This is a genomic window from Cellulosimicrobium sp. CUA-896, assembly GCF_001942335.1.
In the GTDB taxonomy this organism is placed as follows: Bacteria; Actinomycetota; Actinomycetes; order Actinomycetales; family Cellulomonadaceae; genus Cellulosimicrobium.
Map to the genome: position 1 here is coordinate 130,540 of NZ_MKKH01000011.1, position 24,404 is coordinate 154,943.

18 protein-coding genes, 1 tRNA gene, 1 other RNA gene and 4 pseudogenes are annotated in these 24,404 nt (G+C 75.2%); 17 read left to right on the forward strand and 7 right to left on the reverse strand.

Features of this window, described 5'->3' with window-relative positions:
* Positions 1 to 14: 14 nt before the first annotated feature.
* From BJF88_RS05175 to BJF88_RS05185, 3 genes are all read left to right on the forward strand, one after another.
* Positions 15 to 821: a DUF1206 domain-containing protein gene (locus BJF88_RS05175; RefSeq protein ID WP_075828008.1), complete on the forward strand. Its 807-nt coding sequence runs from the start codon at positions 15 to 17 to the stop codon at positions 819 to 821.
* 68 nt (positions 822 to 889) lie between these two features.
* Positions 890 to 1,375, forward strand: coding sequence for a peptide deformylase (gene def / locus BJF88_RS05180; RefSeq protein ID WP_075828009.1), 486 nt, complete (start codon positions 890 to 892; stop codon positions 1,373 to 1,375).
* Between the two features lie 168 nt (positions 1,376 to 1,543).
* Entirely contained in the window at positions 1,544 to 2,044 is a 501-nt protein-coding gene (locus tag BJF88_RS05185) for a DUF3145 domain-containing protein (RefSeq protein WP_075828010.1), read from the forward strand.
* Positions 2,045 to 2,174: 130 nt separating this feature from the next.
* Here BJF88_RS05185 and BJF88_RS05190 read toward each other — a convergent pair whose 3' ends face one another.
* From BJF88_RS05190 to BJF88_RS05210, 5 genes and pseudogenes are all read right to left on the reverse strand, one after another.
* The gene (locus BJF88_RS05190) at positions 2,175 to 3,419 is read right to left on the reverse strand and encodes a beta-ketoacyl synthase (protein ID WP_075828011.1); all 1,245 of its coding nucleotides are present in this window, start codon (positions 3,417 to 3,419) and stop codon (positions 2,175 to 2,177) included.
* A 90-nt stretch (positions 3,420 to 3,509) separates the two neighbouring features.
* On the reverse strand, positions 3,510 to 3,758 hold the full coding sequence (locus tag BJF88_RS05195) for an acyl carrier protein (RefSeq protein ID WP_069387563.1): 249 nt from the start codon (positions 3,756 to 3,758) through the stop codon (positions 3,510 to 3,512).
* 130 nt (positions 3,759 to 3,888) lie between these two features.
* Positions 3,889 to 4,893, reverse strand: a complete 1,005-nt coding sequence (locus tag BJF88_RS05200) for a beta-ketoacyl-ACP synthase III (RefSeq protein ID WP_075828012.1) — start codon at positions 4,891 to 4,893, stop codon at positions 3,889 to 3,891.
* A gap of 40 nt (positions 4,894 to 4,933) precedes the next feature.
* Positions 4,934 to 5,876: pseudogene (locus tag BJF88_RS05205) on the reverse strand (ACP S-malonyltransferase); the annotation flags it as partial.
* Between the two features lie 92 nt (positions 5,877 to 5,968).
* Positions 5,969 to 7,168: a CdaR family transcriptional regulator gene (locus BJF88_RS05210; protein ID WP_075828013.1), complete on the reverse strand. Its 1,200-nt coding sequence runs from the start codon at positions 7,166 to 7,168 to the stop codon at positions 5,969 to 5,971.
* A 122-nt stretch (positions 7,169 to 7,290) separates the two neighbouring features.
* Here BJF88_RS05210 and BJF88_RS05215 point away from each other — a divergent pair, with 122 nt between their 5' ends.
* Positions 7,291 to 7,977: a hypothetical protein gene (locus BJF88_RS05215; RefSeq protein ID WP_075828014.1), complete on the forward strand. Its 687-nt coding sequence runs from the start codon at positions 7,291 to 7,293 to the stop codon at positions 7,975 to 7,977.
* Between the two features lie 132 nt (positions 7,978 to 8,109).
* Here BJF88_RS05215 and aceE read toward each other — a convergent pair whose 3' ends face one another.
* Complete coding sequence (gene aceE, locus BJF88_RS05220; protein ID WP_075828015.1) at positions 8,110 to 10,869, reverse strand: pyruvate dehydrogenase (acetyl-transferring), homodimeric type; 2,760 nt, start codon at positions 10,867 to 10,869, stop codon at positions 8,110 to 8,112.
* A 383-nt stretch (positions 10,870 to 11,252) separates the two neighbouring features.
* On the opposite strand from aceE, the gene BJF88_RS05225 reads away from it, so the two are divergent.
* From BJF88_RS05225 to BJF88_RS20245, 9 genes and pseudogenes are all read left to right on the forward strand, one after another.
* Complete coding sequence (locus BJF88_RS05225) at positions 11,253 to 11,666, forward strand: DUF3052 domain-containing protein (protein ID WP_075828016.1); 414 nt, start codon at positions 11,253 to 11,255, stop codon at positions 11,664 to 11,666.
* Positions 11,650 to 12,153, forward strand: coding sequence for a peroxiredoxin (locus tag BJF88_RS05230; RefSeq protein ID WP_075828017.1), 504 nt, complete (start codon positions 11,650 to 11,652; stop codon positions 12,151 to 12,153). Before BJF88_RS05225 ends, BJF88_RS05230 begins: the two co-directional genes overlap by 17 nt.
* Positions 12,154 to 12,222: 69 nt before the next feature.
* Positions 12,223 to 12,299: transfer RNA gene (locus BJF88_RS05235), tRNA-Val, on the forward strand.
* Positions 12,300 to 12,404: 105 nt separating this feature from the next.
* On the forward strand, positions 12,405 to 13,652 hold the full coding sequence (locus tag BJF88_RS05240) for a YihY/virulence factor BrkB family protein (RefSeq protein WP_158068881.1): 1,248 nt from the start codon (positions 12,405 to 12,407) through the stop codon (positions 13,650 to 13,652).
* 81 nt (positions 13,653 to 13,733) lie between these two features.
* Positions 13,734 to 15,473, forward strand: coding sequence for a bifunctional 3'-5' exonuclease/DNA polymerase (locus BJF88_RS05245; RefSeq protein ID WP_255371767.1), 1,740 nt, complete (start codon positions 13,734 to 13,736; stop codon positions 15,471 to 15,473).
* Between the two features lie 126 nt (positions 15,474 to 15,599).
* Positions 15,600 to 16,486, forward strand: a pseudogene (locus tag BJF88_RS05250) (Nif3-like dinuclear metal center hexameric protein).
* 30 nt (positions 16,487 to 16,516) lie between these two features.
* The gene (locus BJF88_RS05255; protein ID WP_075828019.1) at positions 16,517 to 17,260 is read left to right on the forward strand and encodes a zinc ribbon domain-containing protein; all 744 of its coding nucleotides are present in this window, start codon (positions 16,517 to 16,519) and stop codon (positions 17,258 to 17,260) included.
* Positions 17,257 to 18,024, forward strand: a pseudogene (locus tag BJF88_RS22715) (reverse transcriptase-like protein); the annotation flags it as partial. The gene BJF88_RS05255 and the pseudogene BJF88_RS22715, both read left to right, overlap by 4 nt.
* 169 nt (positions 18,025 to 18,193) lie before the next feature.
* A complete protein-coding gene (locus BJF88_RS20245; RefSeq protein ID WP_255371768.1) occupies positions 18,194 to 18,649 on the forward strand; it encodes a histidine phosphatase family protein in 456 nt (151 codons plus the stop codon).
* Here BJF88_RS20245 and BJF88_RS20250 read toward each other — a convergent pair.
* Positions 18,624 to 19,310 carry a YaaA family protein gene (locus BJF88_RS20250; RefSeq protein WP_369824491.1) on the reverse strand — a complete coding sequence of 229 codons (687 nt, stop codon included), beginning with the start codon at positions 19,308 to 19,310 and terminating at the stop codon, positions 18,624 to 18,626. The genes BJF88_RS20245 and BJF88_RS20250 overlap by 26 nt on opposite strands.
* A gap of 224 nt (positions 19,311 to 19,534) precedes the next feature.
* Here BJF88_RS20250 and BJF88_RS05270 point away from each other — a divergent pair, with 224 nt between their 5' ends.
* From BJF88_RS05270 to BJF88_RS05285, 4 genes and pseudogenes are all read left to right on the forward strand, one after another.
* Positions 19,535 to 19,918: a tautomerase family protein gene (locus BJF88_RS05270; protein WP_075828020.1), complete on the forward strand. Its 384-nt coding sequence runs from the start codon at positions 19,535 to 19,537 to the stop codon at positions 19,916 to 19,918.
* 83 nt (positions 19,919 to 20,001) lie between these two features.
* Positions 20,002 to 20,417: RNase P RNA component class A (rnpB, locus tag BJF88_RS05275), an RNA gene on the forward strand.
* Positions 20,418 to 20,499: 82 nt separating this feature from the next.
* Complete coding sequence (locus BJF88_RS05280) at positions 20,500 to 21,309, forward strand: hydroxymethylpyrimidine/phosphomethylpyrimidine kinase (RefSeq protein WP_075828021.1); 810 nt, start codon at positions 20,500 to 20,502, stop codon at positions 21,307 to 21,309.
* 106 nt (positions 21,310 to 21,415) lie between these two features.
* A pseudogene (locus BJF88_RS05285) lies at positions 21,416 to 24,095 on the forward strand (phosphoenolpyruvate carboxylase).
* The last annotated feature ends 309 nt before the right edge of the window (positions 24,096 to 24,404 follow it).

The following is a 24,404-nucleotide window of genomic DNA, read 5'->3' on the forward strand; positions in this document are numbered from 1 at the left end:
CCCGAAGGAGCACCATGGCGGCCACGGCGAGCTCGGCAGGCAGGGGAGCGGCCCGGTCCGCCCGCAGCAGCAGGACCCTGGAGCTGCTCGCGCGAGGCGGGTACGCGGTGAGCGGGCTGCTGCACCTCGTCGTCGGGGTCATCGCCGTGCAGGTCGCCACCGGCTCGGCGTCGAGCGAGCAGGCCGACCAGACGGGCGCGCTCTCGGCCATCGCCGGGACGCCCGGCGGTACGGCGCTCCTGTGGTTCGCCGTCGTGGCGTTCGCCGCGCTCGGGATCTGGCAGCTCACGGTGGCGGTCAGCGGCGCGTCCGAGACCGCCGACCGCCTCAAGGCCGCCGGCAAGGCCGTGCTCTACGTCGCCCTCGGCGTCCTGGCCCTCCAGGTGGTCAGCGGCTCGTCCGGCGGCTCGGGCCAGGAGCAGAGCATGACGGCGACGCTCATGCAGAACCCGGCGGGCAAGCTGCTCGTCGGGGCGGTCGGCGTCGGGATCGTCGCCGGGGGCGTCTACCACGTCGTCAAGGGCTGGCGGGAGAAGTTCCTCGAGGACCTGAAGGGCGGCACGAGCGGGCACCTCGGCCGCGCGGTCGTCGTCCTCGGCCGCGCGGGCTACGTCGCCAAGGGCGTCGCCCTCGGCGTGCTCGGCGCGCTCTTCGTCGTGGCCGCGGTGCAGTCCGACCCGCAGCAGGCGGGCGGCCTCGACGCCGCCTTCGCGACCATGGCGTCGCAGCCCTACGGCGCGGTCCTGCTCGTCGCGGTCGGCGTCGGCTTCGCCGCCTACGGCCTGTACTCGTTCGCCCGCGCGCGCTACGCGCGCATGTGACGCGCACCCCGGTCCGGCCGCGCCCGCCGGACGCCGTCCGGCGGGCCGACCGTGGAAGAATGCGGGGCATGGCGATGAGAGAGATCCGCACCATCCCCGACCCCGTGCTCCGGACGCCGTGCGACGAGATCACCACGGTCGACGACCGCGTGCGCTCCCTGGTCGCCGACCTCGTCGAGACGGTGGACCACGAGGGTCGCGCGGGTCTCGCCGCCAACCAGATCGGGGTCAACCTCCGCGCCTTCTCGTGGAACATCGACGACGAGATCGGGTACGTGCTCAACCCCCGCATCGTCGAGCTGTCCGACGACTACCAGGACGGCGACGAGGGATGTCTCTCGGTGCCCGAGCTGTGGTTCCCGACGCGACGTGCCTGGTACGCGCGCGTCGTGGGCACCGACCTCGACGGCAACGAGGTCGTCGTCGAGGGCACCGAGCTCATGGCGCGCTGCCTGCAGCACGAGTGCGACCACCTCGACGGGATGCTCTACCTCGACCGCCTCGACCGCTCCGTGCGCAAGAAGGCGATGCGGGAGCTGCGCGCGCACCTGTGACCCGCGCCGCCGGGTGGACGCGGCGGCGCGCCGCGCGCGATCCCTCGCGCAACCGCGCGTCGTCGTGCAAGATGGGGCACGAGCACGCCGCGACGTACGGGTGCCGGGTCATAGCACCGCTCTGGTGAGGACGTTGGGGAAGACGAAACCTCGACCAGGGAGGCAGACATGGCCGGTGCCATCACCCGCGGTGTTCTTTACGTGCACTCAGCACCGCGCGCTCTGTGCCCGCACATCGAGTGGGGCGCAGGCAACGTGCTGGGCACGCGCGTGTCCATGGACTGGACGGAGCAGCCCGCCGCACGCGGGCTCTTCCGTGCCGAGCACTCGTGGCAGGGTGCCCAGGGCACGGGCGCCAAGCTCGCCTCCGCGCTGCGCGGGTGGTCGCACCTGCGGTACGAGGTGACCGAGGAGCCGAGCCACGGCGTGGACGGCGCGCGCTGGTCCCACACCCCGGACCTCGGCATCTTCCACGCCGCGACCGACGTGCACGGCAACGTCGTCGTGCCCGAGGACCGCATCCGCGCGGCGCTCGAGCAGTCCCACGACACCTGGGCGATGCGTGAGGCCCTCCACCTGGCGCTCGGGCAGGCGTGGGACGACGAGCTCGAGCCGTTCCGGTACGCGGGGGCCGGCGCGCCCGTGCGCTGGCTGCACCGCGTGGGCTGACCCTCGTGGGCTGATCCGCGGGGCTGACCCCCGTGGCCTGGGCCCCGCGGGTCGGCCTGCCCCTCTCGCACGACGAGGCCGCCTCCCGTTCGGGAGGCGGCCTCGTGACGTCGTGCGGTGCGCCGACGCGTCAGGCGTTCGTCACCGCGAGGGCGACGTTGTGCCCACCGAATCCGAACGAGTTGTTGATGGCGAGGACGTCGCCCTCGGGCAGCGCCGACGGCGTGTCGCGCACGAGCGGTACCTGCAGCTCCGGGTCGGGGTTGGCGACGTTGATCGTCGGCGGGGCGAGCCGCTCCGCGACGGCCTTGATCGTGAAGATCGACTCGAGCGCGCCGGCGCCGCCGAGCAGGTGGCCGGTCATCGACTTCGTCGCGGACAGCTGGACGTGGTCGGCGTCGTCGCCGAGCAGTGCGCGGATCGAGCGCGTCTCGGTGAGGTCGCCGACCTTGGTGGAGGTCGCGTGGGCGTTGACGTGCACGACGTCGCGGCCGCTCGCCCCGGCCTCCTCGAGCGCCCGGCGCATCGCGGACACCTGGCCGCGGCCCTCCGGGTCGGGGGAGGTGATGTGGTAGGCGTCCGCCGACAGGCCGACGCCGGCGAGCCGTGCGTACACGCGTGCGCCACGGGCGGCGGCGTGCTCGGCGCTCTCCAGCACGACGACGGCCGCGCCCTCGCCGAGGACGAACCCGTCGCGGTCGACGTCGTAGGGGCGTGACGCGCCCTGCGGGTCGTCGTTGCGCAGGGACAGCGTGCGCGAGGCCGCGAACGCGGCGATCGGCATCGGGTGGATCGTCGCCTCGGTACCGCCGGCGACGACGACGTCCGCGCGGCCGGTGCGGATCATGTCGACGCCGTACCCGATCGCCTCCGCGCCCGACGCGCAGGCCGAGACCAGGGCGTGCGCGCCCGCGCGGGCCCCGAGCTCGAGCGAGACGTACGCGGTGGGGGAGTTCGGCATGAGCATCGGCACCGTCATCGGCAGCATGCGGCGCGCGCCGCGCTCGCGCAGCGTGTCCCAGCCGTCGAGCGTGGTCCAGATCCCGCCGATGCCCGAGGACACGACCGACCCGAGCCGCTCCCCGTCGACCTCGGGGGAGCCGGCGTCGGCCCAGGCCTCGCGCGCGGCGATGATCGCGTACTGCGTCGAGGGGTCCATGCGCTTGATCTCGGGTCGCGGGAGGACCTCCTCCGGCTTGACCTTGATCGTCGCGGCGAACGTCACGGGGATCTCGTAGCGCTCGGACCAGTCGTTGTCGAGGGTGCGGGCGCCGGACTCGCCGGCGAGCGCGGCGGCCCAGGTCGAGGGCACGTCCCCACCGAGCGGCGTGGTGGCACCGAGACCGGTGACGACGACTTCACGGACGGCGGGCATGAGGGCTCCTCGAGTGGTGCGGCGGGGGGTCGGGCGGGCCGGCGGTTCGCGCCGGCCCGCCCGCGGGCCTGCTGGTGCAGGCCGGGTGCTTCAGGCCTGGGCGCCCGTGATGTACGACACGGCGTCGCCGACCGTCGTGAGGTTCTTGACCTCCTCGTCGGGGATGCGGACCCCGAACTTGTCCTCGGCGTGCGTGACGATCGTCATCATCGAGAGGGAGTCGATGTCGAGGTCGTCGGTGAAGGACTTCTCGAGCGCGACGGCGTCGGTGGGCAGACCCGTCTCCTCGGCGACGATCTCCGCGAGGCCGGCGAGGACTTCCTGCTCGGTGTAAGCCATGGTTTCTCCTTGTCGTGGGACCGGACGACCGGCCCCGGTGGCGGGTGCTCGGGCGGGCCCGAACGGTGCTGCGGTACTTGGCGAGGACGTGATCCGTCGGTCGACGGGGACCGTCCCGGGTGATTCTCCCCTACGGGAGGACGACGACCTGCGCGGCGTAGACGAGGCCCGCCCCGAAACCGATCTGCAGGGCCAGGTCGCCGGAGCGCACCTGTCCCTCGTCGAGGAGCCGCCGTGTCGCGAGGGGGATCGACGCGGCGGACGTGTTGCCCGTCTCCGCGATGTCGCGCGCGACGGCGACCGTGTCGGGCAGCTGGAGCTGCTTGATCATCTGGTCGATGATGCGCATGTTCGCCTGGTGGGGGACGAACGCCTGGATGTCTCCCGGCGCGACGCCCGCCTCCGCCATCGCCTTGGCGGCGACCGGGGCCATCTGGAAGCTGGCCCACTTGAACACGCTCTGCCCGTCCTGGCGCAGCGTCGGCCAGCCGAGCGACGGGTCCTCGCGCAGGTCCGACCAGGCGTGCGTCTGCCGGATGGCCTGGGCCTTGCCGCCGTCGGAGCCCCACACGGTGGGGCCGATGCCGGGCGTGTCCGACGGGCCGACGATCGCCGCTCCGGCCCCGTCGCCCAGGAGGAACGAGATCGACCGGTCGGTGGGGTCGACGAAGTCGCTCATCTTCTCGGCCCCGACGACCAGCACGTGCCGGGCGGTCCCGGCGCGCACGAGCGCGTCGGCCTGGGCGATGGCGTAGGCGTACCCCGCGCAGGCCGCGGACACGTCGAACGCGGCGGCCGGCGTGGCGCCGAGGCGCTCGGCGAGCACGGCCGCGGCGGCCGGGGTCTGGTGGAAGTACGTGACCGTCGAGACGATGACGGCGTCGACGTCGGCTCCCTGGAGCCCGGCGCGCGCGAGCGCGTCCCGTGCCGCGGCCTCGGAGAGATCGAGGACGTCCACGTCCGCGCCGGCGCGCCGCCGCGTGACGATGCCCGTGCGCTGGCGGATCCACTCGTCGGACGAGTCGATGGGCCCGGCGAGGTCGTCGTTCGTGACCACGTTCTCGCCGCGCACGCCGCCGATCGCGAGGATGCGCGAGTGGGCCGGGCCCGTGGCCTGGCGCAGCGCCGCGCTCACGCGTCGACCCCGGCCGACGCGGTGCCGGCCGCCACGGAGTGCGCGCGACGAGGTCGCGGGCCTTGTCGAGGTCTGCCGGCGACTTCACGGCGACGGTCTCGACGCCGGGCAGCGCGCGGCGCGCGAGACCGGTCAGCACGCCGCCGGGCGCGAGCTCGAGCAGCGCGGTGACGCCCATCTCGGTGAGAGTCTCCTGGCACAGGTCCCAGCGCACCGGGGCGGCGATCTGCGCGACGAGGCGGCGCACGACGTCGCGCGCGGTGCCGTGCGCGCTGCCGGAGACGTCGATGCGGCCGTAGGGCTCGCCGTCGGCGTTCGACAGGAGGGGCAGCCGCGGGTCGGCGACCGGCCAGCCCGCCGCGACGGGCTCGAACGCCTCGAGCGCGGGCTGCATGAACGGCGTGTGGAACGCGCCGGCGACCTGGAGCGGCACGACCCGCGCCTTCGCCGGCGGGTTCTCGGCGAGCACCGCGAGGTGCTCGTGCGCACCCGCGGCGACGACCTGGCCACCGCCGTTGACGTTCGCGGGCCACAGCCCGGCGGCCTCGATCGCGGCGAGGACCTCGTCCGGGGCGCCGCCCACGACGGCGCTCATGCCGCTCGGGCTCGCCGCGGCGGCCTGCGCCATGGCGCGCGCCCGGTGGGACACGAGACCGACGCGCCCGCGTCGTCGAGCACGCCCGCGACCGCGGCCGCGGCCAGCTCGCCGACCGAGTGCCCGGCCGTCACGTCGACGACGTCCGCCGCGTCCCGGTCGCCGAGGACCGCGCGCAGCGCCACGAGCGAGGACGCCACGATGAGCGGCTGGGCGACGGCGGTGTCGCGGATCGTGTCCGCGTCCGACGTCGTGCCGTGCGCGAGCAGGTCGGTGCCCGCGGCCTCGCCGGCGGCCGCGAGGGCGTCGGCGCGCCCGGCAGCTCGAGCCAGGGGGTGAGCATTCCGGGGGACTGGGAGCCCTGTCCAGGGCAGACGACGGCGAGCACCCGTCAACTGTGCCAACGCGGCACGCCCGCGGGCCGTCACGGCGCGCACGAACCTTCGCGAAGGCCTTTGTGTCGAACCTACAACGAGCTGGTCAGCGACCCGCCGAGAGCTGCCCGAGGGCCAGCGCGACCTGCAGGACGAACGACTCGCGCGCGTCGAGCGGGTCCCACCCCGTGATCTCCGACACCTTGCGCAGGCGGTACCGGACGGTGTTGGGGTGCACGTACAGCGACCGGGCGGCGGCCTCGAGCGAGCGGCCCGTGCCGAGGTAGGCCGAGAGCGTCTCGAGCACGGAGCCGGTGGCCTGCGCCAGCGGCTGGAAGGCCTGCGCGACCAGCGTGCGGCGCGCCGTCGTGTCCCCGGTCAGCACCCGCTCGGGGAGCAGGTCGTCGGCGAGCACCGGCCGCGGTGCCTGCGGCCACGCCGGGGCGGCGCGCAGGCCGGCGAGCGCCGCCTGCGCGGACCGCCCCGCCTCCTCCAGGCCCGGCACGGTGGGGCCGATGACGACCGGCCCGGGCCCGAACCGGGGCAGCAGGGACGCCGCCGCGGCCTGCAGGTCGCCCTCCCCGCCGAGCACCAGGACGAGCCGGTCCCCGTGGATGCCGACGAGCGCGTCGCCCGCCGCGCGCCGGGTGGCGCGCCGCAGCTCGGCGGTGCGGACCTCGTCCAGCGCCGCCGTCGTCGTCCCTGCCATGACGACCGTCGAGCCGCGCCCGCCCCAGCCCAGCGCGGACACGCGCGAGCGCAGGGAGTCGTCCCCGTCGCCGCGGACCAGCGCGTCCACGACGAGCGCCTCCAGCCGGGCGTCCCACGCGCCGCGGACCTCGGCGGCGCGCGCGTAGACCTCGGCGGCCGAGAAGGCGACCTCGCGCGAGTAGCGCAGCACCGCCTCGCGCAGGTCGCGCTCGCCGCCCGGTGCCGCGAGCTGGTCGGAGTGCGCCTCCACCACCTCGACGACGATGCGCACGAGCTGGAGCGTGTTCTGCAGCGAGATGGATCGGGTGAGCTCGGGCGGCGCCGCGGCGAAGATCTCGCTCACGCCGTGCGGCGGCGGCTTGGGGTCGGCGTACCACGAGACGAACGCCGTGATGCCCGACTGCGCGACGAGACCGACGTACGAGCGGTCCTCCGCGGGCAGCTCGCGGTACCAGCGGATCTCCTCGTCGAGGCGCCGCAGCGCGGCCGCCATGAGGAGGCCGCTGCCGTCGCGCAGCCGCTGGAGGTTGTCGGCGTTGCCCGTCGTCCCGGGGGTGCCGGGCCGCCCGGAGGCGGGCGTGGGGGTCGCCGTCACGCGCCGAGCATACGGGTCGTGCTTGTGGACAGTCCACAAAGGGGGAGGGCTCGGCGCGGCGGGACGCCGCCCACGCGGACGCCGACCGGGTGAGGCTCCCGGGGAACCGTTAGGGTCGTGGCATGGCTCTCATGCCCCGTCTGCGCCAGCTCATGCGACGCCCGACCTCCGCGTCGACCGTCGGCACGCGCCGTCCCAGGTCGGGCGAGAAGCGCGGTGACACCGTCCACGAGGACGCGCTGCGCGCGATGCTCGTCGACGACCCGAACGACGAGCGCGCCTTCCGCGCGCTCGCCGAGCTCGTCCGCCGGCGCGCCGCCGAGGGCCCGCCCGTCGACGACCCCCTCGCGGCGCCCGTCGACGAGTCCGAGAAGCAGCGGGCCGCGGACCTCGCCGTCTGGGCGCTCGCGGAGGAGCTCGCCGGGCACCCGAAGGGGTGGTACCCGCTCATCGAGCTCGGACGACTGTCCATCGACGACGACCCGGAGTCGGCCCAGCGTCGGTTCGCCACCGCGGCGGAGCGCGACCACACCGGTCGGGCCCTCGCGCAGGCGATGGAGGTGCTGCGCGAGGCGGGGCTGCCGAACGAGGCGCTCGGCCTCGGCGTCGGTCACTGGCGAGCGCGCGAGCACGAGCCCGAGGTGGGGCGCCAGCTCGTCCTCGCCGCGATCGAGGCGGACCGGCCGCTCGAGGCGCGTCAGCACCTGGAGTCGCTGACGTCCTACCAGGACCCGGACGCCGTGGCGGCCCTGCACGCGGAGCTCGAGCGCGCCGTCGCGCAGGCCGAGCAGCACCGCTCCGGCACCTGACACCACCACGCCGTCGGCGCGCGCCGCGCGCCCGCGGCACGACGACGGCCGGTCACCTCTCGCAGGAGGCGACCGGCGTCGTCGTGCCGGGGTCAGGGCCGGGTCAGGCCGTCGGCCGGACCGGGGGAGCCGTCAGGACTCCCCGCCCGCGTTGCCGGACGTGCCGGCGGTGACGTCCATGAGGCGGTACTTCTCGATCGCCTTCGCGGACGCGTCCGCGGGCACCTTGCCCTGGCGCGCGAGCGCCTGCAGGGTGCGGACCACGACCGAGGGACCGTCGATCTTGAAGTGGCGGCGGGCCGCGGCGCGCGTGTCGGAGAAGCCGAAGCCGTCCGCGCCGAGCACCTCGTAGTCGCCGGGGACCCACTTGCGGATCTGGTCGGGGACCAGGTGGTCGTAGTCGCTGGTGGCGACGAACGGGCCCTCGGAGCCCTGCAGCTTCGCGGTGACGTACGGCGTGCGCGCGTCGGACGCCGGGTCGAGGAACGCGGCCTGGTCCGCGGCGAGCGCGTCGCGACGCAGCTCGTTCCAGCTGGTCACGCTCCAGACGTCGGCGGACACGCCCCAGTCCTCCTTGAGGAGCTGCTGCGCCTCGAGCGCCCACGGCACGCCCACGCCGGAGGCGAGGAGCTGGGCCTTCGGGGTGTCGCCGTCCGAGGCCATGTCGGACCGGGCGACGCGGTGGATGCCGCGCAGGATCCCCTCGACGTCGACGTCCTCCGGCTCGGCCGGCTGGACCATCGGCTCGTTGTAGACCGTCAGGTAGTACATGACGTTCTGGTCCCGGCCGTCGGACCCGTCGCCGTACATGCGCTGGAGGCCGTCGCGCACGATGTGGCGGATCTCGTAGCCGTACGCGGGGTCGTACTGGACCATCGCGGTGTTGGTGCCGGCGAGGATGGGCGAGTGGCCGTCGGCGTGCTGCAGGCCCTCGCCCGTCAGGGTCGTGCGGCCGGCGGTGGCGCCGATGATGAACCCGCGCGTGAGCTGGTCGCCCGCGGCCCAGAACTGGTCGCCGGTGCGCTGGAAGCCGAACATCGAGTAGAAGATGTAGACCGGCACCATGACCTCGCCCTGCGTGGCGTAGGACGTGCCGACCGACTGGAACGCGGCCGCGGAGCCGGCCTCGTTGATGCCGGTGTGCATGATCTGCCCGGCCTCGGACTCCTTGTAGCTCAGCATGAGCTCGCGGTCCACGGCGAGGTAGTGCTGGCCCTGGGTGTTGAAGATCTTCGCCGACGGGAAGATCGAGTCCAGGCCGAACGTGCGCGCCTCGTCCGGGATGATCGGCACGATGCGCTTGCCGAACTCCTTGTCCTTGATGAGGTCCTTGAGCAGGCGCACGAAGGCCATCGTGGAGGCGACCTCCTGCTGCCCCGACCCCTTCTTGAGGACCTCGTACGCCTTCTCGCCCGGCAGCGTCACCGGAGCCGGGTTCGCGCGGCGCTCGGGGACGAACCCGCCGAGCTGGCGGCGGCGGTCGAGGAGGTACTGGATCTCCGGCGCGTCGGCCCCCGGGTGGAAGTACGGCGGCTCGTAGGGGTTGGCCTCGAGCTCGGCGTCGCTGATCGGGATGCGCAGCGAGTCGCGCAGGACCTTGAGGTCGTCGAGCGCGACCTTCTTCATCTGGTGCGTCGCGTTGCGGCCGGCGAACTTCGACCCGAGGCCGTAGCCCTTGACGGTGTGCGCGAGGATCACCGTCGGCTGGCCCGTGTGAGAGCGGGCGGCGTGGTAGGCCGCGTAGATCTTGCGGTAGTCGTGGCCGCCGCGCTTGAGGTTCCAGATGTCGTCGTCGGTCATGTTCTCGACGAGCGCCTTCGTGCGCGGGTCGCGGCCGAAGAAGTGCTCGCGGATGAACGCACCGTTCTCCGCGCGGTAGGTCTGGTAGTCGCCGTCGGGCGTCTCGTTCATGAGGTTGACGAGCGCGCGGTCCTTGTCGGCGTTGAGCAGGACGTCCCACTCGCGGCCCCAGATGACCTTGATGACGTTCCAGCCGGCGCCGCGGAACTGCGCCTCGAGCTCCTGGATGATCTTGCCGTTGCCGCGCACCGGGCCGTCGAGGCGCTGCAGGTTGCAGTTGACGACGAACGTGAGGTTGTCGAGCTGCTGCTGCGCGGCGAGCTGGAGCATCCCGCGCGACTCGGGCTCGTCCATCTCGCCGTCGCCGAGGAACGCCCACACGTCCTGCTGGGTGGTGTCCTTGATGCCGCGGTTCGTCAGGTACTTGTCCGTCCACGCCTGGTAGATGGCGCTGGCCGGGCCGAGTCCCATGGAGACCGTCGGGTACTCCCAGAAGTCCGGCATGAGGCGCGGGTGCGGGTAGGACGGCAGGCCGCCGGCCGGGTGCGACTTCTCCTGGCGGAACCCGTCGAGCTGGTCGGCCGAGAGGCGGCCCTCGAGGAACGCGCGCGCGTACACGCCCGGGGAGGCGTGGCCCTGGAAGTAGACCTGGTCGCCGCCGCCCGGGTGGTCCTTGCCGCGGAAGAAGTGGTTGAGCCCCACCTCGTACAGCGTCGCGACCGAGGCGTAGGAGGAGATGTGACCGCCGACGCCGATGCCGGGACGCTGCGCGCGCGTCACCATGACGGCGGCGTTCCAGCGGATCCACGAGCGGTAGCGCCGCTCGAGCGCCTCGTCGCCGGGGAAGTACGGCTCCTCGTGGACGCCGATCGAGTTCACGTAGGGCGTGGTCAGCGAGGTGGGGACGGCGACGTTGCGCTCCCGGGCCCTCTTGAGCAGGTTCAGCAGGACGTAGCGGGCGCGCGGGCCCCCGCGGTCGTCGATCAGACCGTCGAGGGACTCGACCCACTCACCGGTCTCGGCGGGGTCGATGTCCGGTACCTGGCTGAGCAGGCCGTTGATCAGCGGTCCGGTCTCGTCGTACGAAGCCACCAGCAACCTCATATCTCGTCGGATGCCGGACGCGGCCGCGCGGTGACGCGCCCGGACGTCCGTCTCGGAGCCACTCCGGACGTGCGGCGGCGGACGCTGGTGGCGACCGTGCCTCGTCACGAGACCAGGGTGGGTCCTCCCATTGTGTTCTCATCCGGGCTCGAAGTCACACCAACGAGTGGTCAAGACGGCGTGATCTGGGCGACACGTGCGCGCGCGGAACACCGTGGGCGACGCGGGGGGCGGGACTATTCGCCGCGTGCGTCCACGGTGCGCGCGTTGCCAAGCAGCGCGTCGTCCGGTGGGCTACCTTTGCCAGACACGGCACACGGTGGTCCCGCCACCTGCCGACGTGGACGGACGAGGAAAGGAACGGCACGACTGTGACGGACACCGCAGGATCCCGCGGGGTGGACCGCCTGGGGTTCGCGCCCGGGAACGTGGTCCAGGAGTTCGGCTGGTCGGAGGACGTCGACGACGACCTGCGCGCCGACCTCGAGGAGCTCGTCGGCGGCGAGCTCGTCGACGAGGACTACGACGACGTCACGGACGGCGTGGTCGTGTGGTGGCGCGAGGGCGACGGCGACCTCACCGACACGCTCGTGGACGTCCAGACCGTGCTCGACGACGGCGGCCTCATCTGGGTGCTGACCCTCAAGCCCGGCCGGCCCGGGCACGTCGGGCACAACGAGATCCAGGAGGCCGCGACCACCGCGGGGCTGCACGCGACGAGCACGTTCGCGATCGCGCCGGACTGGTCGGCGACGCGGCTGGGGACGCGTGGCCGCGGGCGCTGAGGCGCCCGCCACAGCGGGCGCCCCGGCCCCGGCGCGGCCGGGCCCCGGCGACCCCGCCCCCGACTTCACGCTCCCGGACACGCACGGCACGCCGGTCCACCTGGCGGACCTGCGCGGCGGGCCCGTGCTCGTCGTCTTCTACCCGTTCGCGTTCTCGGGCATCTGCACCGGCGAGCTGTGCGAGCTGCGCGACAACGTCGAGGACTTCGAGGCCGCGGGCGTGACCCTGCTCGCCGTCTCGTGCGACTCCGTGTTCGCGCAGAAGGCGTGGGCCGAGCAGGAGGGGTTCGGGTTCGACCTCCTGTCCGACTTCTGGCCGCACGGCGAGGTCGCGCGGTCGTACGGCGTCCTCGACGAGGAGGCCGGGATCGCCCTGCGCGGGTCGTTCCTCGTGGACGCGGACGGCATCGTGCGCTGGTCGGTCGTCAACCCGCGCGGCCGGCGGCGCGACCTCGACGGCTACCGGCGCGCTCTCGAGAGCCTTTGAGCGCCGCGGGACCGCGCGCCCGCGAACCCGGCGTGCGCGCGAGCCGGTAGGCTGTGCACCGCGTTTCCGGGGCCTGTAGCTCAGCTGGTCAGAGCGCCACGCTTACACCGTGGATGTCGGGGGTTCGAGTCCCTCCGGGCCCACCACGACGGTCGTCCACGGCGCACCGCTCGGACCGCGCGCCGGCACCGCCGGCGCGACCCACCCGCCCGTGCCGACCCGGGGGGAGACACCCCAGCGTGCTCGTCGCCGTGACCGTCGCCGCCTTCGTCCTGGCCGTCGCCGCGCGCCGCGTGCCGCGGGTGCGCCGGGCCACGAGCACGGCGACCTCGACGATCCTCGTGCTCCTGGGGGCGTCGGCAGCCGTCCTGCTGGCCGGGACGACCGTGGACGGGGAAGGGCTGCGCGCCGTGCTCGGCACGGTCGCGACGCTCGTGCTCTCGACCGGGGCCGTCGCGGCGGGAGCATGGGCCGCCGTGCACGTCGTGCACCCGCTGCAGGCCCGCCGGCGGGAACGTGCCGAGAGCACTCCCGACCTGCGGGACCGGCTGCTGGCGCGTGCCTCGCGCACCGGTGTGCGCGTGCGCGGCGTGCCCGTCGCCGAGGTGGCGCTGCGCGCCGCGTACCGCTCCGTCGACGTGCGCGTCACCGGGCTGGCGGCCGAGATGTCTTACTACGGCCTCGTCTCGCTCGTGCCCCTCACCACCGCGCTCGGGGCCAGCCTCGGGTTCCTGCGCCCGCTGCTCGGGGACGCGCGGGTCGACCAGATCCGCACGACCGTCGTCGACGGCCTGACGACGGTGTTCGCGGAGCAGGTGGCGAGCGACGTGCTGGCGCCGCTCGTGGACGGGCTGCTCGCCGACCAGCGCGCCGGCTTCGCGCTCGGCGCGTTCGTCGTCGCGCTGTGGCTCGCGAGCCGCGTGTTCCGTGCCGCCGTCCGCGCGCTCGACGACGCGTACCGGGTCGAGAACCGGCGGACCGTCGTGGGCCAGTACGTGCTCGGCCTCTCCCTGGCCCTCGGCGCGGTCGCGACGGTCGTCGCGGTGCTCGGGATGGTCGTCGTCGGGCCGCTGCTCGGGGACGGGGCGGCGCTCGCCGACCGGTTCGGCCTCGGGGCGGTGTTCCGCGTGACGTGGGACGTGCTGCGCTGGCCGGTCGTCGTCGCCGTCTGCGCGGCGTACCTCACGCTGCTCTACCGGTACGCGCCCAACGCGGACACCAGCTGGCGACGGTGCGTCCCGGGCGCCGTGGTCGGCACGCTCGGCGTGCTGCTCGTCTCCTCCGGCTTCAGCGTCTACCTCGCCCTCGCCGTGCCGTCCACGCCGGGCGTCGACCCCGCTGCGGCGGCTGTCGTGCAGGCCGCCGGGCAGATGCTGGGTCTCGTCCTCGCCGGTGTGCTGTGGCTGTGGCTCACGAGCATCGCCGTCCTGGTGGGCGGCGTGCTGACGGCCGAGCTCGACCTCGAACGGGCGCAGGACCCGCGGGCCGCCAGGGCCTGACGCCCCGGCGGTCGGGTGCGCCGGTCGGGACGGCCGGAACGGGGGACCGCGCGCGTCGGTGGCTCGCGGCACACTGGCGCCGTGCACCTGGTCCTGTCCGCCGACGACACCGGGGCGACGTCGACGCCTGTGCCGGACGACGGCGACGACGGGACGCCGCAGCGGGCACGGCGGGGCCGGCCGGTGGACCTCGTCCGCGACGGTGCCCGCTCCGCCCGGTGGACGTGGGGCGACACCAACGCCTGGTACCCCGAGCTCCTCGCGGCCGGGACGCGCGTCGAGCGGGCCCACGACCTGCGCCTCGCCCGCGCGGTCCTGCGCCGCTCCGCGCTGACGGCCGCGACCCCGTACGCGCGCGCGCCGCGCGGGCCCTGGGACGCGCTCGCCCTCGTGACCGCGGGCGCGAACAGCCCGTCGGCGCCGCTGCCCGAGGGGCTGTTCGACCTCGCGGACGCCGCACGACCGGCGCGCGACGCGTCGTCGGCCCTGGACCCCGTCCGCGAGCTGCGTGCGCAGCTCGAGGCGGTGGCCGCGGCGGCGGGACCGGACGCGCCGGGGCGTCTGCGCCTCCTGCTCGCCGCCGAGAGCGCGGGCGCGCTCGTCGCCGCCGAGATGCACCACGCGGGCCTGCCGTGGCGGGCCGACGTGCACGACGCGATCCTGTCGGGCGTCCTCGGCCCCCGGCCCCGTCCGGGGGAGCGGCCCGCCCGCATGGAGGAGCTCGCGCACGCGGTCCGGCAGGCCCTCGACGCCCCGCCGACCCTCAACCCCGACTCCCACCCCGACCTCCTGCGGGCGATGGAGTACGCCGGCGTCGGCGCACGCTCGCTGCGCAAGGGGGAGCTCGAGCGCCTCGACCACCCGGTCGTCGCGCCGCTGCTCGAGTACAAGGCGATGCAACGGCTGCTCACGGCCAACGGGTGGGCGTGGCTGGACGCCTGGGTGCGCGACGGCCGGTTCCGCACGGAGTGGGTGGTGGGCGGCGTCGTCACGGGCCGGTGGGCGACGAGCGGCGGGGGAGCGCTGCAGCTGCCGCGCCAGGTGCGGCGGGCGGTGGTGGCCGACCTGGGATGGCGGCTCGTCGTCGCCGACGCCGCCCAGCTCGAGCCGCGCGTGCTCGCGGGGCTCGCGCGGGACGAGCGCATGGCGGACGCCGGGCGCGGCGTCGACCTCTACGCGGGCATCGTCGCGTCGGGGGCGGTCGCCTCCCGCGAGCACGCGAAGGTCGGGATGCTCGGCGCGATGTACGGGGGGACGACGGGGGACAGCGCGGCCGTGCTGCCCCGCCTCGCGCGTGCCTTCCCCGCGGCGATCGCTCTCGTCGAGCGCGCGGCCGGGGCGGGCGAGCGCGGCGAGGTCGTCACGACGCGGCTCGGCCGGAGCTCTCCGCCGCCGGACGACGCGTGGCGCGCCGCGCAGCAGGGCGCGTACGCGGCCGGGGACGAGCCGGCGCAGGGCGAGGCGAGCGCGGCACGCGCACGGTCGCAGGCGCGCGCGTGGGGGCGGTTCACGCGCAACTTCGTCGTGCAGGGCACGGCGGCCGAGTGGGCGCTGTGCTGGCTCGCGTCGATACGGCGGCGGCTGTGGGAGCTCGGGGCGGCCGACGACGCGGGCAGCGCACCGGAGCCGTTCGCCGGTCGTCCGCACCTCGTGTTCTTCCTCCACGACGAGGTGATCGTCCACGCCCCGGCGGCGCTCGCCGACGCGGCGGCCGAGGCGGTGCGCGACGCCGCCGCGGAGCGGGCGGCTGCTCTTCGGCGACTTCCCCGTCGACTTCCCGCTGAGCGTCGCGTCGTGGACGACTACGCGCAGGCGAAGTGACCACGGGGGACGTCCCGCGCGGGCCGCCGGCGACTACGCGGGCGCCCGGAGGCGACGTTAGCCTGCCGCCATGCGCCCGACACGCGACCGACCACGGAAGCTCACCCGCCGACGCTCGCCGAGGTCGTGCGCACGCTCGACGGGCTCTACCCGCCGTCCACGGCGGAGGACTGGGACGCGTCGGGCTCGTCGCCGGCGACCCGGGCGCGCCCATGCGCAAGGTGCTGCTCGCCGTCGACCCCGTCGAGGACGTCGCGGACGAGGCGCTCGCCTGGGGCGCGGACCTGCTGGTGACCCACCACCCGCTGTTCCTGCGACCCGTCCACTCCGTCGCCGCGACGACGTTCAAGGGCTCGCTCGTGCACCGTCTCATCCGGGGCGGGTGCGGGCTGTACGTCGCGCACACCAACGCCGACGCCGCCGAGCGGGGCGTCGCGGACGCGCTCGCGGACGCGCTCGACCTCCTGCACCGGGTGCCGCTCGTGCCGCACGCCGCCGAGCGCGCGGCCGGCGGCCCGCCCCGGGCCGTCACCACGGGAACGGGACGACTGGGCCGTCTCGCCGCGCCGACGACGCTGCGCGGCTTCGCCGAGCGGGTCGCCGCGGTCCTGCCCGCGACCGCGCAGGGCGTGCGCGTGGCGGGCGACCTCGACGCGACGGTCGAGTCGGTCGCCGTGGTGGGCGGTTCCGGGGACTCCCTGTTCGACGCCGTGCGCGCGAGCGCCGCCGACGTCTACCTCACCTCCGACCTGCGCCACCACCCGGTCTCCGAGCTGCGCGAGCGGGCACGCCAGGAGGCCGCGTGGACCGGCGGACGGGCCACGCCCTTCCTCGTCGACGTCCCGCACTTCGCGTCCGAGTGGCCGTGGCTCCGCTACGCTGCCGAGGACCTCGTGCGGGCGCTCGCCGAGCGCGGCGAGCACGTCGAGGCGCGGGTCAGCACGACCTCCACCGACCCGTGGACGGCCCGCATCCCGTCGGCACCGACCGCCGGCCCCCCACCGACGCCCTGACCCGCCCGGGTCCGACGAGAGGAACACCACGTGGCCACCGCACCACCGGCCGACCAGCTCCGCCTGCTGGACGTCCAGGAGCTCGACACCCGCGCCCAGCAGCTCGCCCACCGGCGCCGCAACCTGCCCGAGCTCGCGCGCATCGCCGAGCTGGACGCCCAGCTCGAGGACCTCACGTCCTCCCTCGTCGAGTCCCGCACCGCGGCGTCGGACCTGCGGCGGGAGCTGACGAAGGCCGAGGGCGACGTCGAGCAGGTCCGGTCCCGGGCGGCGCGCGACCAGGCGCGGCTCGACGCCGGACAGGTCGGTGCGAAGGACGCCCAGGCGCTCGTCGGGGAGCTCGAGTCGCTCGCGCGCCGCCAGGCCGCGCTCGAGGAGGTCGAGCTCGACGTCATGGAGCGCCTCGAGGCCCACGAGGAGGCGCTCGCGCGCCTCGAGTCCGCGCACGCGGAGCTGGAGGCGGCGCGCGCCGACGTCGTCGCGGAGCGTGACGCGCGGTTCGCCGAGCTCGACGAGGAGGCGGGACAGGTCGCCGAACGCCGTCGCGGCGCCGTCGCCGGGCTCGACGCCACGCTGCTCGCCCTCTACGAGCGCGTGCGCGACCAGAACGGCGGACGCGGCGTCGTCGCGCTGCGGGGCCAGCACGTCGAGGGGCTCAACGTCGACCTGAGCCGCGCCGAGCTCGTGGCGATCACCTCCGCGGCGCCGGACCAGGTGGTGCGCCTCGAGGACTACGGGCACATCGTCGTGCGCCCGGAGGCCGCGAGCGCGTGAGCGGCGGGGCGGAGCGCGGGGACGGGACGTCGGAGCGCCACCTCGTCGTCGAGGCCGACGGGGGCTCGCGGGGCAACCCGGGACCGGCCGGGTACGGCGCGGTCGTGCGGGACGGGGGCACGGGCCGGCTCCTCGCCGAGCGCGCCGGCTTCCTCGGCGTCGCGACCAACAACGTCGCCGAGTACTCGGGGCTCGTCGCCGGGTTGCGCGCCGCGGTGGAGATCGACCCGGACGCGCGCGTGACCGTGCGGATGGACTCGCGCCTCGTCGTCGAGCAGATGTCGGGGCGCTGGCAGGTCAAGCACGACGACATGCGGCGGCTGGCCGCCGAGGCGGCCGCGGTCCTGCCCCCCGGGCGCGTGACGTACGAGTGGATCCCGCGGGCGCGCAACGCGGACGCCGACCGGCTCGCGAACGAGGCGATGGACGGCCGCGCCGCCGTCGCGCGCGACCACGGCGGGCCGGACGTCGCGCCGTCCGCCCCGGGAGCCGTGCGCGCGGGCGGCGCCGCCCACGTCCCGCTCGAGTCCGCGCCCGGAGCGGGCTCCGCAGGCCCGACGCCGGACGCCGCGCCAGGGGCAGGCGCCCGGCCGTCCGGGGCGGCGGTCCGCTTCGACGACTCCCCGGCGCTGACCGTCGTGCTCGTCCGGCACGGCCAGACCGACCACACGGTCGCGGGGGCGTTCAGCGGCTCGACGGCCCCCGGACCGGCGCTGACCGCGCGGGGGCGGACCCAGGCGGCGCAGGCCGCCGACCTCGTCTTCCGGGTCGGGCGGACGGCGTGGACGGACGTGCCGCGCCCGACGGCGGTCGTCGCGTCGCCGCTGCGGCGGGCGTGGACGGACGTGCCGCGCCCGACGGCGGTCGTCGCGTCGCCGGCTGCGGCGGGCGCAGGAGACGGCCGCCGCGATCGGGCGACGCCTCGGCGTGCCCGTGACGACCGACGACCGCGTCGCCGAGGTGGACTTCGGGGAGTGGGACGGCCTCACGGCCGCCGAGATCGACGGTCGCTGGCCCGGGCTGCGCGAGGAGTGGTACACGACGGGCACGGTCGCGGCGCCGGACGGCGAGTCGGTCGCCGACGTCGGGCGCGCGTGCGCGGCGCGCTCGACGACCTCGTCCGCACGCACCTCGCGGACGCGCCTGCGGCCGGGCGCACGGTCGTCGTCGTGGGGCACGCCGTGCAGGTGCGCGCCGCCATCGGTGCGAGCATCCAGGCGCCTCCGGACCAGTGGTCGCGGCTGCGCGTCCCGACGCGTCGGTCAGCCTGCTGCGGCTGTGGGCCGACGGGACGAGCGAGCTCGTCGCGCAGGGCGTCCCGAGCGATCTCTGACGCGCGTCGCAGCCCGGCGGCGACGCGCGCTCAGGCGACGACGAGCTCGAGCGTGAAGCGCCCGCGGCCGTCGTCGTGCAGCGCGGCGTCGAGCAGCGCCGACCCGACGAGCTCGTCGGCGGCCTTCGCGAGGTCGTCGACGGAGGCGACGGCGCCGGGGCGCCGCAGGAGGTGCCCGGTCAGCACGCCGCGCGTGTGCTTCGCGTGGTGCGACACCACGGAACGGCGGCCGCCGGTCTCGCGCAGGACGCGCACCGCGACGTGGTGCGCCGCGTCCTCGCCCGAGGTCCGCGGCTTCCACGCCGCGGCGTACGTGGCGGAGCGGCAGTCGACCACGACGTCGCCCGCGGCCCGCGCGTCGAGCACCGTGGCGAGGTGGGGCCGCCAGGCCGCGGCGAGCCGGCCGACGTCCGGCAGCGTCACGCCCATCGACAGCCGGTAGGCCGGCACCCGGTCGCCGGGGGACAGCACGCCCCACAGCCCCGACATCACGCGCACGTCGTCAGCGGCCCGGCGTGCGGTCTCCCCGCTCTCCGCGAGCGCGCCGGCGAGGTCCGCGGCCGCGAACAGCACGCCGGTGTAGACCTCCGCGGCGGGCGCCGCCGGCGCGGAGCGCAGCGCGGTGTTGCGCCGCACCTCGGGCTCGAGCCCGGGGCTCACGCCGAGCACGTCGACGGCGTCGGGCCGGGCGCTCGCGGCGGCGAGCGCGTCGAGCACACGCTCGCGCTGCGGGGTGAGGCCGGGGGCGGTGAGCGCCGCGAGGCCGACGGGTCGGGCGCGTCGGACGCGGGGGTCTTGCCCTCGGACGGGGGGAGCAGCACGAGCACCGGGTCACTGTACGGGCGCGCCCGCGCCTCCGGGCTCCGGGCGCGGCCCGCCGGGGTGGGGTGACGTCACGCCTCCGTACGCCGGACCCGGACACCGGGCGCTACGCTCGCGCGATGGCGCAGGTGAAGGTCTACGGACGGCGCAGCGTGTGGGGCGAGCGGCGGAGGGAGCTGTCGGACGCGCTGCACGGCGCGCTCGTCGACGCGTGGCAGATCCCCGCGGACAAGCGGTTCCACCGCTTCCTGCTGCTGGACGACGACGACCTGGTCGCCCCGCGCTCGCCCGCGTACCTCGTCGTCGAGGTCGTGTGCTTCTCGGGGCGCTCGCGCGCGGCGAAGCGGGCTCTCGTCCGCGCGCTGTACGACGACGTCGCGCCCGCGCTCGGGCTCGCGCCCGACGACCTTGAGCTCGTCGTCCTCGAGGCGCCGCGCGAGAGCTGGGGGATCCGCGGGGTGAGCGGCGACGAGCTCGCGCTGGCGTACCGCGTCGACGTCTGAGGCGCCCGCGGTTGCGCCGGTGGCGAAGCGGGCGCGCGTGCGACGGGGGCGCCGCCGTCCGGACGGTAGCCTGGTCCTGCGGACGAGTCGGTCGGACGGTCGCGTCGGGAGGCCTTCAGGTCTCCCGCCGAGGAACGTCCGGGCTCCACAGGGCGAGGTGGTGGGTAACGCCCACCCGGGGTGACCCGCGGGACAGTGCCACAGAGAACAGACCGCCCGCGCCCGCCGAGGCCGAGGCCCCGGCAGGTGCGGTAAGGGTGAAACGGTGGTGTAAGAGACCACCAGCGGGCCGGGTGACCGGTCCGGCTCGGTAAACCCCACCTGGAGCAAGGTCAGACAGACTGTGTTCGAGGGCGGCCCGCCCGATTCTCTGTCGAGAAGCACAGTCGGGTAGACCGCTGGAGGCGTACGGCAACGTGCGTCGTAGATGGATGACCGTCGCCCGCGCGGGGGTGACCGCGCGCGGGAACAGAACCCGGCGTACAGACCGGCTCGTCCGCACACGAGCCGTCCGCACCTGGACGGCCGCGCCACGGCGCGGCCGTGCCGACGACCAGCACGCACCCGTGCTCAGGAGACCCATGACGCAGCAGCCGCCCATCGCGTACGTGATCGCCGGTTCCGAGGCGACCGGCGGGGCCGGCATCCAGGCCGACCTCAAGACGTTCCAGCAGCTCGGCGCGTACGGCGTCGGGACGCTCACGTGCATCGTCTCGTTCGACCCGGCGAACGACTGGGGGCACCGCTTCGTCCCGGTCGAGCCGCAGGTGATCGCCGACCAGTTCGAGGCCGCGGTCGCCACGCACGCGCCGTCGGTCGTCAAGGTCGGCATGCTCGGCACGCCCGCGACGATCGACGTGGTCGCGTCGTCGCTCGCCTCGCGCCCGTGGGAGCACGTCGTGGTCGACCCCGTGCTCATCTGCAAGGGCCAGGAGCCGGGTGCCGCGCTCGACACCGACACCGCGCTGCGCGAGAAGGTGCTGCCGCTCGCGACCGTCGTCACGCCGAACCTCTTCGAGACGCGCACGCTCGCCGGCGTGGACGCGATCGGGACGGTCGACGAGCTCGTCGACGCCGCGCGCCGCATCCGCGACCTCGGGCCGCGCTACGTCGTCGCCAAGGGCGGCGTCGAGCTCCCCGGCCCGGACGCGGTGGACGTGCTCGTGGACGGCGACGACGTCGTCGTGCTCACCCGGCCGAAGGTCGGCGACGAGCGGGTCTCGGGCGCCGGGTGCACCTTCGCCGCCGCCATCACCGCCGAGCTCGCCCAGGGCGCGGACGTGCGCTCGGCGGTGCAGGTCGCCAAGGAGGTCGTGACGCAGGGGATCGCCGCGCGCGTGCCCGCCGCGACCCCGTTCGACACGGTCTGGCAGGGCGCGTACCGGCGCTGAGCGGCCGCCGGGGAGCCGCGCACGTGACGCACGTCGCGTCCGCAGGGACGATCATCCAGCGGACGCGGCGCGCGTCGGGTGCCGGTCAAGGAATACCCTCGTCCCCGTGAACGACCTCTCCCCACCGGAACTGTCCCCGGGCACGGGTCGTGGGCTCGCCCGCCACGACGTCCCTGCCCCGCTCCGCGACGACGTCCGCCTCCTCGGCGGCCTGCTCGGCACCGTCCTGCGCGAGACGGGAGGGCAGGGACTGCTCGACGACGTCGAGCGCCTGCGCGAGCTCGCGATCCGTGCCTACGACGACTCGACGGGCGCGGTGCTCGCCGAGGCCGAGGCGCTCGTCGACGGCCTCACGATGGAGCGCGCCGAGCAGGTGGCCCGCGCGTTCACGTGCTACTTCCACCTGGCCAACCTCGCCGAGGAGTACCACCGCGTGCGCGTGCTGCGCGAGCGCGAGGCCGCCTTCGCGCACGACGCCGTGACCCAGGACGACTCGCTGCCCGAGGCGTTCGAGGAGCTCACGTCCGAGGTGGGTCGCGAGGAGGCGCTGCACCGGCTGCGCCGCCTCGAGTTCCGCCCCGTGCTGACGGCGCACCCCACGGAGGCGCGTCGGCGCGCCGTGTCCGGAGCCGTGCGGCGCATCGCCACTCTCCTCGACGAGCGCGACGCCCAGCACCTCGGCGGCACGTCGCTCGCGGAGAACGAGCGCCGCCTGCTCGCCGAGATCGACACGATGTGGCGCACCGCGCCGATCCGCGAGCACAAGCCGTCCGTGCTCGACGAGGTCAGGACCGCCCTCGGCGTGTTCGACGCGACGATGTTCGACACGTTCCCCGCGGTGTACCGCCGGCTCGACGACTGGCTCCTCGGCGACGACGCCGGCCGCGAGGAGCCCCTCGTGCGCCCGTTCGTCAGCTCGGCACGTGGATCGGCGGCGACCGCGACGGCAACCCGAACGTCACGGCGGAGGTCACGCGCCAGGCCGCGGCGATCGCCTCGGAGCACGCGCTCGTCGCGCTCGAGCAGCAGGCGCGGCGCGTCGGCCGCAAGCTGACGCTCGACGAGGACGGCACGCCGCCGTCGGACGGGCTCCGCGCGCTCTGGCAGCGCCAGCGCCAGCTCTCGGAGGTCGTCACCGCGACGGCCGCCGAGGCGTCGCCGCGCGAGCCGCACCGCGCGGTGCTGCTCGTCGTCGCCGACCGCATCGCGGCCACGCGCGCCCGCGACGCCGACCTCGCGTACGCCGAGCCCGAGCAGCTCGAGGAGGACCTGCGCGTCGTCCAGCACTCCCTCGTGGCCGCCGGCGCGCCCCGCGCCGCGTACGGCGACCTCCAGCAGCTCGTGTGGCAGGTGGAGACGTTCGGCTTCCACCTCGCCGAGCTCGAGGTGCGCCAGCACTCTCAGGTGCACGAGGCCGCCCTGGCGGAGATCGCCGAGAAGGGCCTGCACGGCGAGCTGTCGGACCGCACGCGCGAGGTGCTCGACACGTTCCGCGCGCTCGGCGCCGTCCAGCAGCGCTACGGCCAGCGCGCCGCACGCCGCTACATCGTGTCGTTCACGCAGAAGCCCGAGCACCTGGCGGCGGTCTACGAGCTCGCCGAGCTCGCGTTCGAGGGCGCGGACGTGCCCGTCGTGGACGCGATCCCGCTCTTCGAGACCTTCGCCGACCTCGCGGCGAGCGTCGACATCCTCGAGGCGATGCTCACGCAGCCGCAGGTCCAGCGTCGGCTGGCCGAGAACGGGCGCCGGGTGGAGGTCATGCTCGGCTACTCGGACTCGTCCAAGGACGTCGGCCCGGTGTCCGCGACCCTGGCCCTGCACGACGCCCAGCGCCGCATCGCCCAGTGGGCGCAGCGCCACGACATCACGCTCACGCTGTTCCACGGGCGCGGCGGCGCGCTCGGCCGCGGCGGCGGTCCCGCGAACCGCGCGGTGCTCGCCCAGCCCCCGGGCTCGGTCGACGGGCGCTTCAAGCTCACCGAGCAGGGCGAGGTCATCCTCGCCCGCTACGGCGACCCGACGATCGCCTCGCGGCACATCGAGCAGGTCGCCGCGGCCACGCTGCTCGCGTCCGCGCCGTCGACGGAGCGTCGCAACGCCGAGGCGACCGAGCGCTACCGCGGCCTCGCGGACGCGCTCGACGCCTCGTCGCGCCGCCGGTTCCACGAGCTCGTGCGCGCCGAGGGGTTCCCGCAGTGGTTCTCCGAGGTGACCCCGCTGGAGGAGGTCGGGCTCCTGCCCATCGGGTCCCGCCCGGCCCGCCGCGGCCTGTCCGTGGAGTCGCTCGAGGACCTGCGCGCGATCCCGTGGGTGTTCTCCTGGTCGCAGGCGCGCATCAACCTCGCGGGGTGGTACGGGCTCGGCACGGCGCTCGCCGAGTTCGGCGACCTCGAGCTGCTGCGCGAGGCGCACCGCGAGTGGCCGCTGTTCGCCACGCTCCTGGACAACGTCGAGATGTCGCTCGCCAAGACGGACGAGCGCATCGCCGAGCGCTACCTCGCGCTCGGGGACCGCGACGACCTCGCCGCGGCCGTGCTCGACGAGCTGCGCCTGACGCGCGAGCAGGTGCTCGCGGTGACCGGCAACGCGTGGCCGCTCGCCGGCCGTCGGGTGCTCGGGCGCGCCGTGCAGCTGCGCAGCCCCTACGTGGACGCGCTGTCGCTGCTGCAGGTCCGCGCGCTGCGCGGGCTGCGGGCGGGCGCGAGGGCCCCGCCAAGGACGAGCTGCAGCACCTGCTGCTCCTGACCGTCAACGGCGTCGCCGCCGGTCTGCAGAACACCGGCTGACCCTCGGGCTCACGGTCGCGACGCCGTCGGGAGCGGGCACACGCCCGCACCCGGCGGCCGTCCGCTTTCTGGACAAGCGTCCATCTGGTGAATGAATCGTCAACCGTCGTCCGCACTCGGCGCCAGATCGGTGTCGAAGGTAAAGGTCTTGCCAGAGGGCTCCCACTCGGCGGCATCCATGGGCTAGTCTGGCGACGGATCGGCAGCGTGGGCCTCGCTCGTGCGCGAGGGTGCGCGCGAGCCGGACCGGCCGGTCGTGACGCCGGGCAGGCGGCGTCGACCCCGTCGGGGCGGGCGGGGGCAGGGCAG